This window comes from Bacillus sp. ISL-55, assembly GCF_018613155.1.
In the GTDB taxonomy this organism is placed as follows: Bacteria; Bacillota; Bacilli; order Bacillales; family Cytobacillaceae; genus Mesobacillus.
Genome location: NZ_JAGGQU010000008.1, coordinates 25,574 through 40,053, shown reverse-complemented (window position 1 = coordinate 40,053; position 14,480 = coordinate 25,574). Strand labels below are relative to the sequence as shown.

Below are 14,480 nucleotides of genomic sequence, written 5' to 3'. Positions count from 1 at the left end.
CTTATTACAAAAGCTATCTTACCTATTTTACTGTAAATCAGAGAAAAACTGAATTTTTCTGTTATACAACTTCTATTCTTCTCTTCCCAATTGTACCAATCCTGCCCATAACATAAAAATAACTGGCTTTTAATGATTTGGCGCTTTCATTTTAAAGTCAAATCTCTAATGAAAAAAGTCTCTAGTTTAGCTAGAGACTTTTTTTATAAGTTTATTTTAATTTTGACATTGGATCTATAATCCTGCCGTTTTGATAAACTTCAAAATGCAGATGGATTCCAGTGGAATTACCCGTTCTTCCCATGACCCCAATACTCGAACCGCGGGAAACTGTCTGGCCTACGCTTACTGAGATTGATGCAAGGTGGGCATACATAGTGCGGTAGCCGTTATTGTGGTCGATCATGATTTTATTGCCATATCCATCGCCCTTGTTACCAGCATATACGACTGTTCCATTATCAGCAGCCTTGATTGTGTAGTTGCTTGGCCGTGCGATATCAATTCCTTTATGCATCCTGCTCCAGCGGTAGCCCTGGCGGCTGGATACATATCCGCCATTTGTCGGCCATACGAAAGTACCATCTCCGCGTGAAGGAACAACCTTTGTTCCTTTGACTATGATTTCCTTCACAGGCTCTTTAAGTAAGGCTTCTTTGATGATTTCCTTCTTGATCACCCTGCCATTTTGCTCAGTCAGCGATAAGGTGACGCCCTTCATACCGACCTGGCCTTCCTGCTTCGTTTTCGTATCGCCCTTAGGCATTGAGGAATCTTCTATTACTTCTCTTTCGTAAGCAACTTCTTCCTCAGAATAGATCTGGCGATCGACTACAACTTCTACAAAAGGTTTTAATACTGTTACATTCAATTCCTGACCTGGTTTTAGAACAGCATCTTCAGTAAGACCTTCGTTTAAAGAAAGCAATTCAGCAAGCTTCAGGTTATGTGAATTCGCAATGCTTCCTAACACATCCCCGTCTCTAACCTGGTATTTCTGTTCTTCCAAAGTTCCTTTTTTCAGGATTTGGACAGCTTCCTCTACAGAAAGTACTAATTTAGGATCAACTTTCTCATCTGATTGTGAAACTTCCTGAGTGACGCGAACGTCTAATAAACGAGTTTCATTTTCTTTAACTTCGGGTAATGGTAGACTAGAAGAATTCTTTCGATTCTCCACCTCAGCTAATTCTTCTTCAGTAACGTATTCTAGCATTAATGTCCTGAGGACTTCATTTGCTGATTCTGCATCTTTCACATATGCTACTGGCTGATCAGCAATTACAAGGGCTGTCGCTTCCGCTTGGACAGTCATCTCGTCTTTAAGTACTTCTATTACTTCACTTGTATTTGCATTTGCAGCCGAGCTGAACACTTGCTCAGGAATAAAAGATACGTCTAACCCAAGTTCGACATCAAGATCCGCGTATTCCTTTTTCACGGATGTCAACTTATCTTCTACCAGTTGTTCTACTTGTGCTTTATCTGTTACAGTTCCTACAAATTTATCATTAACATATACATAATACACTGTTGTTAATTCAGACTTCGCCGCAAGTGCAGCATTTCCTGCACCAAAAGACAATACAGCTACAGTTACCGCTGCCATGATTGACTTTTTAATTGCTGGCTTCATCTCTCTAGATGTTTTGCCGGCAAGATTGGACAGCCTATGTTTTAAATTATTCATCCTGATCCTCCTACCACGGTCAAACACTATTAGTCTAGTTCTAAATAACTATTATCTGATAATTGTACCTTTATACTTTACCATATAATGTATCGCTAGGAAGACTAGTCTTCATTATGTAACAAAAATGTATAATAGCTGACATTTTATTACGATTTTTGTCAGTAAAATGGAATTCAATATCAGAACATTTACCTATCCAGCATAATATAAATGAGCTAAAAACCTAGTAATATCAGGGTATACTCCTACTTTCGAAGGAGTATTATTGAACAATGTTGTTAATAGTAACACAAACATGTTAAAAATAGGAATTTTATCGTTATGTTACATAAATGTTACAAAAAAAGAGAGCATGTCATATGACACGCTCCCTTTTTTAATGGCTCAGGACGGAATCGAACCGCCGACACAAGGATTTTCAGTCCTTTGCTCTACCGACTGAGCTACTGAGCCAAGATAAAATGTTGTTTCCTAAACTTTGTTATATTTGAATACTGTGCTCAAAAAACCTCTCGGTTTTTCTCGCAAGTTGCCGCTGATGATTATTCGAAGAAGCAAGCAACTGACTGAGCTACTGAGCCAAGATAATATTCAATTAAATATGTAATAAAGTGACCCCTACGGGATTCGAACCCGTGTTACCGCCGTGAAAGGGCGGTGTCTTAACCGCTTGACCAAGGGGCCGGATATAAAAATCTAAGTGAGCCATGAAGGACTCGAACCTTCGACCCTCTGATTAAAAGTCAGATGCTCTACCGACTGAGCTAATGGCTCGTATGAAAAATTCAACCCTAAATGAAGACTTACTTGATACAGTGCTCAAAATACCTTCGGCCTTTCTCGCAAGTTGCCGCTGAAGTGAACTCCTCGATGCAAGCAACTGACTGAGCTAATGGCTCGTATCAAACTTTATCACTTTTTGTCGAATTAGTGACAACGTTGTTTATATTACCATAGCATTTTATTGTTTGTATATATCTTTTTAAAATATTTTTAGCTTTTTCATGTTTTTCTTCGTAGCTCATTCTATTTTCCTTAGATATTTTAAATTCTATAAATAGAAATTTACTAAAAACAGGCTAATTCCGCTAACTGGAAACCACTGGGAGTTTCTCTATAAAAACAAGCCCCCAATCACATGATCGGGGGCTTTGTTCAATAATTATTATGATCTCCAAGGGCTGCGGACGACATTTGTCTGGGTGCGGTCCGGGCCGACTGAGAAGATGGATAATGGGATGCCTGTCAGTTGTGAGATGCGCTCAAGATAGTGTCTTGCGTTTTCTGGCAGTTGGTCTAGTGATTTCACACCTGTGATGTCTTCTGTCCAGCCTGGCAGCTCCTCGTATACTGGCTCACATTCAGCGAGTGTCTTAAGGCTTGCAGGGAATTCTTCGATTAACTCACCCTTGTAGCGGTATGCCACACAGATTTTGAGCGTTTCAATTCCTGTTAATACATCGATAGAGTTCAACGATAAGTCAGTGATGCCGCTGACACGGCGGGCATGACGAACAACGACGCTGTCGAACCAGCCGACGCGGCGCGGGCGGCCTGTTGTCGTGCCGTATTCTCGTCCTACTTCGCGGATTTGGTGGCCGATTTCGTTATCTAACTCTGTAGGGAATGGTCCGTCACCGACACGAGTCGTATAAGCTTTTGAAACTCCAACGATATGGGTAATTTTCGTTGGTCCTACACCTGAACCAATGGTGACACCGCCAGCTACTGGATTGGATGATGTAACAAATGGATATGTTCCCTGGTCGATATCGAGCATGACGCCCTGTGCACCTTCAAATAGGACACGTCGTCCTTCATCCAAAGCATCGTTCAAAACGACAGATGTGTCGACCACATAATCTTTGACTTGCTGACCATACTCGTAATACTCGTCTAAAATATCCTCTAGCTTAAATCCTTCAGTTTCATAGATGCGCTCTAGCAGTCGGTTCTTCTCCTCGAGATTGCGGGTTAGCTTCTCCTCGAAGACTTCCCTGTCAAGAAGGTCTGCAATCCTGATACCTGTTCTCGCAGCCTTGTCCATGTATGCAGGACCTATCCCCTTCTTGGTTGTTCCAATTTTATTGGCGCCCTTGCTTGCTTCTTCCACCTCATCAAGTTTCAAGTGATACGGAAGAATGACATGTGCACGGTTGCTGATTCGCAGGTTGTCTGTCTTAACGTTTTTATCGTTAAGATAGGCTAGTTCCTTCACGAGCGCTTTTGGATCCACAACCATGCCGTTTCCGATAACACTGATTTTATCATTATAGAAAATTCCTGATGGAATCAAATGCAATTTATATGTTTCACCATTGAACTTTATTGTATGTCCTGCGTTGTTCCCTCCCTGGTAACGGGCAATCACTTCAGCATTTTCTGAAAGGAAGTCAGTAATCTTCCCTTTTCCTTCGTCTCCCCATTGTGTACCAACTACTACTACGGATGACATATAAAAAGCACCTCCAAAGGTATACGGTTAATTTTTTTTCGCTTCAAACATATAAAGTTTACCAGCAATAATAGTATAAAGTCAACTAAACACGAACATTAATTTTATATTATATTTATTTCGTTCGTAAAAACCTGCATCCTAAAATACTAAATATAATATCAGCAAAAAAAGAGAATCAATCCAAAAGGATCAATTCTCATTATGCCCCAGGTGGAGCGTACGATTCGTCATACCTGTTTTCAATGTTGACGAATTTATTGTATTCTTTTACGAATGCCAGCTTTACGGTTCCCACCGGGCCGTTACGCTGCTTCGCAATGATGATCTCAATGATGTTCTTGTCTTCGGATTCCTTATCATAATAGTCATCACGGTAAAGGAAGGCTACGATATCGGCATCCTGCTCGATCGAACCTGATTCACGGATATCAGACATCATCGGACGCTTGTCCTGTCGCTGTTCCACTCCACGGGAAAGCTGGGACAGTGCGATGACAGGGACCTGCAATTCACGCGCCAGTTGCTTGAGGGAACGGGATATTTCGGATACTTCCTGCTGACGGTTTTCGCCGGCACGTCCGCTCCCGAGGATCAGCTGCAAGTAATCGATCATGATCATGCCAAGTCCCTGCTCCTGCTTTAAACGTCGGCATTTTGACCTGATATCGGTAATTTTGACACCTGGAGTATCGTCAATGAAGATTCCTGTATTCGACAGGCTTCCCATTGCCATCGTCAACTTGCCCCAGTCCTCATCAGTCAGGGAACCTGTACGAAGCCTCTGGGCATCGATATTTCCTTCTGCACAAAGGACACGCATGACAAGCTGTTCTGCACCCATCTCCAAACTAAAGATCGCGACATTCTCTCCTGTTTTTTTCGCAACGTTCTGGGCGATATTCAAGGCGAATGCTGTTTTACCAACAGATGGACGGGCGCCAACGATAATCAAATCGTTTCGCTGAAAGCCAGCGGTTATTCGGTCAAGTTCGGTAAAGCCAGTCTCAAGGCCGGTGATATCACCTTGACGGTTATGCATTTCCTCGATATTATCGTATGTCCTGACAAGGACATCTTTTATATTATGGAAGGCTCCTCCGCCTTTGCGCTGGGCAACCTCCATGATGTTCTTTTCTGCTTCGGCAAGTAATGCTTCAACTTCATCCTCACGCATATAGCCATCTTCAGCGATGCCTGATGCTGTCCGGATCAGCCTTCTCAGCAATGACTTTTCTTCTACGATTCTAGCATAATACTCTATATTAGCAGCCGTCGGAACGGATGCCGCCAATTCACTTAAATAACTGACGCCTCCAACATCTTCAATCAGCTTGGATGATGCCAATTCTTCAGTAACGGTCACCAGGTCGATAGCTTTGCCTTTATCATTTAAATCCAGCATAACGTTGAAGATTTTCTGGTGCGCAACACGATAAAAGTCTTCGGGTAATAGAATTTCTGAAGCAAGAGTTAAAGCTGATGGCTCTAAAAATATTGCGCCAAGTACGGCTTGTTCCGCTTCCATGTTTTGTGGCGGAAGTCGATCCGCGAATAATTCACTCATCTGCCAGCCCCCTTACGTAATTCTCTCTCTTCGAACTGAAAAAAGTGATCAGCAGGACCGATCACCTATTTTCTGTAACTATATTAGTTTATCATGTTTACGGCTATATGGAACTGTAAATTATTTACCTTCTTTAACATGGACATTCAAAGTTGCCTGAACATCCTTATGAAGCTTTACTGGAACCTTTGTGTATCCAAGTGTGCGAATAGCATCCTGAAGTTCAATTTTTCGCTTATCAAGCTTGATGCCATTAGCTTTTTGCAGTTCATCAGCAATCTGCTTACTTGTGATTGAGCCGAAAAGACGGCCATCTTCTCCAGATTTCGCCGATAATTCAACTGTAACTTTTTCCAGCTTTTCCTTCAAAGCTTTCGCATCTTCTAGCTCCTGCTGTGCCATTTTCTCTTCTTTCTTCTGTTGCGCATCAAGGGAACTCATAGCAGCCTGATTTGCTTCAACTGCAAGACCCTGTTTAATAAGGAAATTGTGTGCATAGCCATCTGCCACATTTTTGATTTCGCCTTTTTTGCCTTTTCCTTTAACGTCCTTCAAAAAGATTACTTTCATTCTTTTTGTCCCCCTTCTAAATAATCCTCTATCGCATTTTGTAAAAGTGTTTCTGCCTCATCCGTAGAGATATCATACATTTGCGTCGCAGCATTGGTTAAATGCCCGCCACCTTCGAGATTTTCCATGACCACCTGGACATTGATTTCCCCAAGCGATCTTGCGCTGATACCTACCGTGTCTTCTGATCGTTTGGAGATCACGAATGATGCTGACACACCGTCCATCGTCAGGAGTGTATCCGCTGCCTGTGCAATCAGCACCTGGTCACAGTAAACATCGTTTTCACCCTTTGAAATGACAATGCCATCCCGGTAAAAATAAACATTCTCTATAATTTTTGCTCTTTTTACATAAGTATTAATATCTTCTTTTAAGAACTTCTGTACAAGAATAGTATCCGCACCATGGCTTCGCAGGTATGAGGCAGCGTCGAAAGTACGGGCCCCTGTCCTTAAGGTGAAGCTTTTCGTGTCGACGATGATTCCTGCCAATAAAGCAGTAGCCTCAAGCATCTGGATTTTTCCATTCTTCGGTTGATATTCCAGAAGTTCCGTTACAAGCTCAGCCGTTGATGAAGCGTAAGGCTCCATATAGACGAGCAGCGGATTTTTAATAAATTCCTCACCGCGGCGATGGTGATCGATCACGATGACGTTCTCAATCCGGTTCAGTAGTCTTTCATCGATGACAAGTGAAGGTTTATGAGTATCGACAACGACAAGCAAAGTGTCGTCAGAAGCAATTTCATACGCCTGTTCTGGTGAAATGAATCTTGAGTATAGAGATTCGTTTTCCTTAATCTCATCCATCAAGCGCTGTACACCTGTATCGATCTCATTTTTATTATACACAATAAAGCCTTCACGCTTGTTCATTTGTGCTACTTTAAGGATACCGATTGACGAACCAATTGCGTCCATATCCGGATTCTTGTGTCCCATGATCAAGACCTTATCACTTTCGACAACCAATTCCTTCAATGCATGAGAAATGACTCGCGCCCTTACCCTTGTACGCTTTTCAACAGGATTTGTCTTGCCGCCATAAAACTTAACTTTGCCGTTAGGCTGTTTGATCGCTACCTGATCGCCGCCGCGTCCCAAAGCCAAGTCCAGACTGGACTGCGCCTGACTTCCGAGTTCAGGAAGCGAGGAATAACCCGTACCAACACCAATGCTCAAAGTTAATGGGACATTCTGTTTCGATGTTGTTTCCCTTACTTCATCGAGAATCGTGAACTTCCCTTTTTCAAGCAGCTGGAGAATATGTTCACTAAAAACAGCGATGAATCGTTCCGAAGAAACCCTCTTGAGGAATACTCCATTATTGGTAGCCCATTTATTTAAAATGGAAGTAACAAGACTGTTCAAGCTGCTTTTTGTCTGGTCATCCATTCCCTGAGTCAGTTCCTCATAGTTATCAAGATAAATAATTGAAATGACTGTGCGCTCATCATGGTACATTTTTTCAATTTCTGCCTGTTCGGTCACATCGAAAAAGTAGAGAAGCCTTTCATCAGGTTTGTGAATGATCCTGAACTTCCGGTCATGAAGAGTAATGATTTCGGTTTCTACCTCTTTCTTAATCAATGGAATGACCGCATCGGCTACATCATAAAGCGATTTGCCGACAAGCGAGTCTTCATTGAAACTAGCAGCAATAAAAGGATTCGTCCATTCAATATAATAGTCGTCATTGATCAGCATGATTCCAATCGGCATTTCCATCAATGCTTCCTCGCCGACTTTTTTTACCCGATAAGACAGCGTGGAAATGTATTCTTCCGTCTCCTGCCTCATTCTATGGTTCACTTGAAAAATGAGATATATCAACAGGCCAGTGAGAATGAATCCTGCCGCTCCTATAATCCAGTTATAGTAAGACAGAAATCCAATTAGCACCAGTGTTACGGCCATCAATCCATACAATGGATAACGTATTTGCCGCCTCTCTAAATAAGAAGGCATGTGCTCAGCTCCTAAAGCGTTAGTTTCTGATTACTTCTTCTCCCCAAGACGTTTTCTTAAGTCAAACCCTAAATCAATTATACCTAATATCCTGACAATATAAAGAACAAATGGCAGGAGGAAGGTCAGGATAATGACGATGATTGGAACAGCTTTAGGATACCGTTTTATATGTGTGACATAAAAAACTAATGATAAACCTTGGAGAACCATCAGCATCTGCAATATGAATGTAAGATTGGAAATCGCCCAGAACCAGTAAGTCCCTTTTTCCGGCTGCATAATCAATGCTGCAATCATCGCGATGAGATAGTACCATAAGATACTTTTTGGCAGATTCAATTCCCTGAATGGAGGCCAGGATGGCACCTTGATCCCAAAACGCTTCAAGAATGGGAATGAGACAAGCTGAAGCAGGAACACAATCAAAAATGAAGCCATGACGAACATGCTTGGCATAAGCACTTCCATCATATCAATCATTGTTTCAAATTGCTTGATGAGTTTCTCATCAGGAGTCTGCCCCATTTGTTCCAGCATTTTGATTGCCTGGTCGGTAGAGACCCGAAAAGCCTCCATCAGTTCTTCGATAATATTAATTTTAAAGAAAATGACCGACAATGCATATTGTGCCACTAAATTCAAAAGAAACACGAGGGAACCTGCTATGTATGCTGTAAACCTGCTTTTCCCTTTCCTTACCATGTATCCCATCACTGCACCAGTCGTCCCATATGCCAATGCAAGCGGGATTGCCAGAAGTGACCCTAGAATCATCGATAATAATACAGCGGCAATCGTAAACACAGCCGTACTTTTGGCGTCATACTTAGCACCGAAAAACATGAATGGCAAAGAAAGAAAGAGGTTCACAATTAACCCCAGGCCAGGTATGTAAAAAGTGATCAACAATAAAACCGCAAAAATCGCTAACAGAATGGCTCCTTCCGTCAGCTTGTATGTATTCTTCATAATCCACCTCACAGAAATGCGTAAGCGCCTTGGTCTGCCTTAAGGTTTCAGCAAGGTATTATAACTGAACCAAAGTAGCAGCCATTTTTAAAATAACCGATAAGAACTATTTTATCTTCTAAAACTCTGACAAGCAAACGAAGTGTCTAATAGATAATATAAAAGGCAGCGGGGTTGCCCCGCTGCCTTTTAAAATCCGATCATTATTCGCCTGAAACGTATGGCAGTAATGCCATTTGACGAGAACGTTTGATTGCAACTGTCAATTTACGCTGATATTTAGCGCTTGTTCCGGTTACACGGCGTGGTAAAATCTTACCGCGCTCAGAGATGAATTTTTTCAAAAGATCTGTGTCTTTGTAATCAATCTTAGTGATTCCGTTTGCTGTGAAGTAGCAAACTTTACGGCGTTTTGCACGTCCGCCTCTGCGTCCACCCATTGCCATGGTCATTTCCCTCCTCGTGTATTATATTTTACGTCCGAATTATATTAGAATGGAAGATCATCATCTGAAATGTCGATTTGGCCGCCACCTGCAAATGGATCTTCATCTACTTTTGTATAACCTTGGTTCTGGCGTTGATTCTGATTCCCGAATGGGGAACCCTGATCATTTTGGCGGGAATAGTTGTTATCCCCTCTGTCTGAAGTTTGACCTTGACCTTGACCTTTTGGCTCAAGGAACTGAACACTCTCAGCAAGAACTTCTGTAACGTATACACGCTTACCATCTTGTCCTTCGTAGCTGCGAGTTTGAACGCGTCCATCAACACCTGCAAGGCTGCCCTTCTTCAAGAAGTTAGCAACGTTTTCAGCTGGACGGCGCCATACCACACAGTTGATGAAGTCAGCTTCTCTTTCCCCCTGCTGGTTGGTAAATGAACGATTTACCGCAAGAGTGAAAGTAGCCACCGCAACTCCATTCGGTGTGAAACGTAATTCAGGATCCTTGGTCAAACGGCCAACAAGAATGACACGATTCATCATCAGAATCAACTCCTTCCCCCAGCCTGAATGTTCCATGTGAAACATTTTCCGCTGAAAGTTATTATTTATATCGTTAATTATTCTTCTTCTCTGATTACGATGTGGCGAAGGATATCTTCGTTGATCTTAGCAAGACGAGAGAATTCCTCAACTGCTGCCGGAGTAGCGTTTACCTTAACAAGCTGGTAGTAGCCATCACGGAAATCATTGATTTCGTAAGCTAGGCGGCGTTTGCCCCATTCCTTAGCTTCTGCAACTTCCGCACCGTTTTCTGTAAGGATTGTGCTGAAACGCTCAGTAAGAGCCTTTTTAGCGTCCTCTTCAATGTTTGGGCGGATGATGTACATAATTTCGTACTTTCTCATCACTGTCACCTCCTTTTGGTCTAAACGGCCCCATTACAGGGCAAGGAGTAATTGATTAATTACTCACAAGATGAAATTATATCACAGAATATATTCAAAGGCAACGATATGTATGGAGAATCTACTTTGCCTGTTTCTATGTGATATATTTCTATAACAAAATACTAACATATGTTCGCGTTTCTGTCCATGCTTAGTTATTTGAAAATAAAAAATAATGCCCTGCTATATGAGCAGGGCAAAAACGGTTTATACATTGAAGCGGAAGTGGATGATGTCTCCGTCTTTTACTTCGTATTCTTTACCTTCCAGGCGGACTTTTCCGGCTTCCTTGGCTGCAGTCATTGATCCTGCTGCAAGAAGGTCATCGTAGTGGACTGTTTCTGCACGGATGAATCCACGTTCGAAATCAGAGTGAATGACACCTGCACACTGAGGTGCTTTCATTCCGTGGCGGAATGTCCATGCACGGACTTCCTGGACGCCAGCTGTGAAGTAAGTTGCCAGACCAAGCAGGCTGTAAGCTGCACGGATTAACTGGTCCAAACCGGATTCTTCAATGCCTAGTTCCTCTAGGAACATTTGCTTTTCTTCGCCTTCAAGCTCAGCGATTTCTTCTTCTATCCTGGCACTGATGACGATGACTTCCGCATTGTCTTTTTGTGCAAATTCGCGGACTTTCTGGACGTATTCATTTCCGCTTGGATCTGCGACATCTTCTTCACCTACATTAGCTACATATAGCATTGGCTTGATTGTGAGCAAATGAAGATGTTTAACGATTTTCATTTCTTCGTCAGTGAATTCAACTGCGCGTGCTGGTTGTTCAGCTTCAAATGCATCTCGCAGGCGAGCTAGTATTGGAAACTCAATAGATGCTTCCTTATCCTTTTGCTTCGCCAACTTCTCGACGCGGCTGATTCTTTTTTCAACAGATTCCAGGTCAGCCAGAATCAATTCGAGGTTAATGACCTCAATATCCGAAATAGGATCCACTTTACCGGCAACGTGTGTGATATTGTCATCTGCAAAACAGCGGACAACCTGACAAATCGCATCCACCTGGCGAATATGGGAAAGGAATTTGTTTCCAAGTCCTTCACCCTTGCTCGCACCTTTAACAATCCCAGCGATGTCAGTGAATTCAAAAGCTGTTGGTACAGTCTTTTTCGGCTGTACTAGCTCAGTCAATTTAGTTAAACGATGATCAGGAACCTCAACGATTCCTACATTCGGGTCAATCGTACAGAACGGATAGTTGGCTGATTCAGCACCAGCCTGTGTGATCGCATTAAACAATGTAGATTTCCCAACGTTAGGAAGTCCAACAATACCTGCTGTTAAGGCCATCCATGTCACTCCTCTATTTAAAAATGTATCTATTCAAGCAAGAATCACCTAAACGATTTTTTCCTCTCACAATTATAGAGATTACGAAAGGAAAAGACAAGCTTGTAAAAGGAGGTAAGCTTCTTGGTGCCTTTGTGGAGGGGGAATTTACTCTTTCTGGTTGAATGGTGCCCTTATGATTGTTAAATGCTTTGCATAAGGGTATCTTTCCGCTCGAATGGTTCCCTTATAGAGGCGAATCTGCTTGCATAAGGGTATCTTTCCACTCGAATGGTGACCTTATGGAGAGGGATTTGCTTGCATAAGGGTATCTTTTCGCCTGAATGGTGCCCTTATGATTGTTAAATGCTTTACATAAGGGTATCTTTCCGCTCGAATAGTGCCCTTATAAAGGTGAAACTGCTTGTATAAGGGTATCTTTCTGCTCGAATGGTGCCCTTATAGATGGGAATTTGCTCGCATAAGGGTATCTTTCCGCCCTAGTCACCCAATAGAAAAACCGCACCCTCAATTCAAGTGCGGCACTACATCCATTATTCTTTTTCCACTTTTTCTATATTAACCAGGCAATCGTATAGCGTGCTTCCGAGTCCGTTATCTGATTCCCTGCTTGAGGTCAGCTGGTTGACGGAGCCGCCAAAACGGGCGCTCAATCCTTCATCGATGTTAACAGTTCCCGGGTGGGCAGCCTTGAGGATCGAAACTGTTCCATGAATTTCGCCTCTGTCATTCCAGACACGGACATGGTCCTGGTCTTTCAGTCCCTTTTCGACAGCCACACTGCCTGCAATCTCCACTTTCACATAAGGCTCCGGCTGGAACAGGTGGAAATGCTGCGAGTGGTTGGAGCGTAGCGGGTGGATTGTCAGCAATGTGTAAGGATATTTCTCCGCCAGCTCGGGATTGGTCCATTTTGTTTCGTTTGGCAGTGACAGCTTGATCCGGCCGTCAGTGACTGCGGAAGAAGTGAATTCATATTTGCCGCTTGCTGTCTTGAATTCCCGATCAGCCCATGGAATCCTATCCACTGGCAGTTCGGCAAATTTATCATCACGTATTTTTTCGAGCGTGATGCCCTTCTTCAGCAAAGAAACGAGTCCCATTTTCAAGAATTCTTCTCTCGTAAAATCAAATTCGTCCCCGAAGCCCAATCTGGACGCCAGTTCCGCCCAAATCCAGGCGTCTGGCTTTGCTTCTCCCGGTGGTTCAACCAGCTTCGGACCGTGATTCACATAATGGTGGTACATTGATGAATAGTAAACATCTTCTACCTCAAAGGCCGTGGCAGCTGGCAAAACATAATCAGCCAGTTCAGCTGTATCCGTCATGAAGTGGTCAATCACCACTAGGGTTTCTAGCGACTCAAAAGCCTCTCGTACTCTGTTCGTATCCGGAACTTGAGTAAGTGGATTGCCGCATGTGACAATGCCCATTTTTATCTGAGGATCAATAGCTGACAGAATCCCCTCTGCCTGCCTCATCATTGTAAAAGTGCGTGAAGAACTTTTCTGCTCAGCCATCGTCATGTTCTGATAGTCAAAACTCTGCCCTACCTGCTTGTTCGCATAGTTGGCTCCGCCGCCAGGAATGCCAATATTGCCGCTGACAGCAACCAGCGCATCCAGCAGCCTGATCGTATTGCCTCCATTTTCATAACGCTGCATCCCAAGACCCATGATCGTTGACACCGGCCGGTCAGCATATACTTCAGCAAGATGAGTGATGACCTCAATCGGTACTTCGGTCACTTCACTGATATATTCCAGTGTTAGGCTATCCAGCGTTTCTTTCAAATCCCCAAACCCGACTGTATGATTCGCCAAAAACTCCACATCATGCAGTTCCATCCTAAGCAATTCTTTCATAATGCCAGCCGCTAAAAGTCCATCAAAACCTGGCTTGATAGAGACATATTCATTCGCAATCTTCGCAGTTGCGTTAAAAATCGGATCAATGACATAAATTTTCGTGCCATTCTTTTTCGCAGCCTGGAGGTTTTGGAAAAGATGCATATTCGTCCGGGCGACATTCCTTCCCCAGATGACAACATGTTTGCTATTTTTCAAATCCTCTGGTGCATGGCTGTAGGCATCACCAAAATCCCAGTTCTGCGCTTCAATTCCCGCTCCCCAGCAAATAGAACCGGTCAATTCAGTCACACCGCCATAGAGATTAAAGAAGCGGCTGTCGAGATTGGTGAGCAAACCACCGTTGGCATAATCATGGCTGTGCAAAACGGAAGTGGTGCCAAAACGCTCTTTATAATAAGCCAGTTTTTCAGCAATCTCATCGAGAGCCTGCTCCCAGGAAACCTGCTGGAATTTGCCATCGATTTTTTTCAGAGGATAAAGCAGTCTGTCTTCCGAATTCGCCCTGTTCTCAAGCATCCTGCCGCGGCCGCAAATTTTCCCCTGTGTAATCGGATGATCTGGATTGCCTTCGACCTTGATTACCTTTCCGTCTTCCACGGTAACAAGGAACCCGCAGCTGTCCCAGCAATTCAATGGGCATGCTGAATGATGTACTGTCGCCACTTCCCCATCTCCCCAC

The 14,480-nt window shown here is 43.1% G+C and carries 11 protein-coding genes and 3 tRNA genes; all 14 read right to left on the bottom strand.

Annotated elements, in window-relative coordinates; translation table 11 throughout:
- Positions 1–211 precede the first annotated feature (211 nt).
- The 14 genes from J7E32_RS04255 to J7E32_RS04190 all read right to left on the bottom strand — a co-directional run bounded on the left by J7E32_RS04255 (position 212) and on the right by J7E32_RS04190 (position 14,464).
- Entirely contained in the window at positions 212–1,690 is a 1,479-nt protein-coding gene (locus tag J7E32_RS04255; protein WP_214904090.1) for a M23 family metallopeptidase, read from the bottom strand.
- A gap of 383 nt (positions 1,691–2,073) precedes the next feature.
- Positions 2,074–2,146 (bottom strand) — tRNA-Phe (locus tag J7E32_RS04250).
- Between the two features lie 159 nt (positions 2,147–2,305).
- Positions 2,306–2,377: transfer RNA gene (locus J7E32_RS04245), tRNA-Glu, on the bottom strand.
- A 17-nt stretch (positions 2,378–2,394) separates the two neighbouring features.
- Positions 2,395–2,467, bottom strand: a tRNA-Lys gene (locus tag J7E32_RS04240).
- 391 nt (positions 2,468–2,858) lie between these two features.
- A complete protein-coding gene (locus J7E32_RS04235) occupies positions 2,859–4,148 on the bottom strand; it encodes an adenylosuccinate synthase (RefSeq protein WP_214904087.1) in 1,290 nt (429 codons plus the stop codon).
- 202 nt (positions 4,149–4,350) lie between these two features.
- A complete protein-coding gene (gene dnaB, locus J7E32_RS04230) occupies positions 4,351–5,715 on the bottom strand; it encodes a replicative DNA helicase (RefSeq protein ID WP_214904084.1) in 1,365 nt (454 codons plus the stop codon).
- Positions 5,716–5,835: 120 nt separating this feature from the next.
- On the bottom strand, positions 5,836–6,285 hold the full coding sequence (gene rplI, locus J7E32_RS04225) for a 50S ribosomal protein L9 (protein WP_214904081.1): 450 nt from the start codon (positions 6,283–6,285) through the stop codon (positions 5,836–5,838).
- Complete coding sequence (locus J7E32_RS04220) at positions 6,282–8,255, bottom strand: DHH family phosphoesterase (protein ID WP_214904078.1); 1,974 nt, start codon at positions 8,253–8,255, stop codon at positions 6,282–6,284. The genes rplI and J7E32_RS04220 overlap by 4 nt, the downstream gene beginning before the upstream one ends.
- Positions 8,256–8,285: 30 nt before the next feature.
- On the bottom strand, positions 8,286–9,227 hold the full coding sequence (locus J7E32_RS04215; protein ID WP_214904075.1) for a YybS family protein: 942 nt from the start codon (positions 9,225–9,227) through the stop codon (positions 8,286–8,288).
- Between the two features lie 203 nt (positions 9,228–9,430).
- Positions 9,431–9,667 (bottom strand): 30S ribosomal protein S18, encoded by a 237-nt coding sequence (gene rpsR, locus J7E32_RS04210; RefSeq protein ID WP_031307629.1) that lies wholly within the window; start codon positions 9,665–9,667, stop codon positions 9,431–9,433.
- A 50-nt stretch (positions 9,668–9,717) separates the two neighbouring features.
- The gene (gene ssb, locus J7E32_RS04205) at positions 9,718–10,215 is read right to left on the bottom strand and encodes a single-stranded DNA-binding protein (protein ID WP_214904072.1); all 498 of its coding nucleotides are present in this window, start codon (positions 10,213–10,215) and stop codon (positions 9,718–9,720) included.
- Positions 10,216–10,292: 77 nt separating this feature from the next.
- On the bottom strand, positions 10,293–10,580 hold the full coding sequence (rpsF, locus tag J7E32_RS04200; protein ID WP_214904069.1) for a 30S ribosomal protein S6: 288 nt from the start codon (positions 10,578–10,580) through the stop codon (positions 10,293–10,295).
- Between the two features lie 249 nt (positions 10,581–10,829).
- A complete protein-coding gene (gene ychF, locus J7E32_RS04195; RefSeq protein ID WP_214904066.1) occupies positions 10,830–11,930 on the bottom strand; it encodes a redox-regulated ATPase YchF in 1,101 nt (366 codons plus the stop codon).
- A gap of 533 nt (positions 11,931–12,463) precedes the next feature.
- The gene (locus J7E32_RS04190) at positions 12,464–14,464 is read right to left on the bottom strand and encodes a molybdopterin-dependent oxidoreductase (protein ID WP_214904050.1); all 2,001 of its coding nucleotides are present in this window, start codon (positions 14,462–14,464) and stop codon (positions 12,464–12,466) included.
- Positions 14,465–14,480 lie beyond the last annotated feature (16 nt).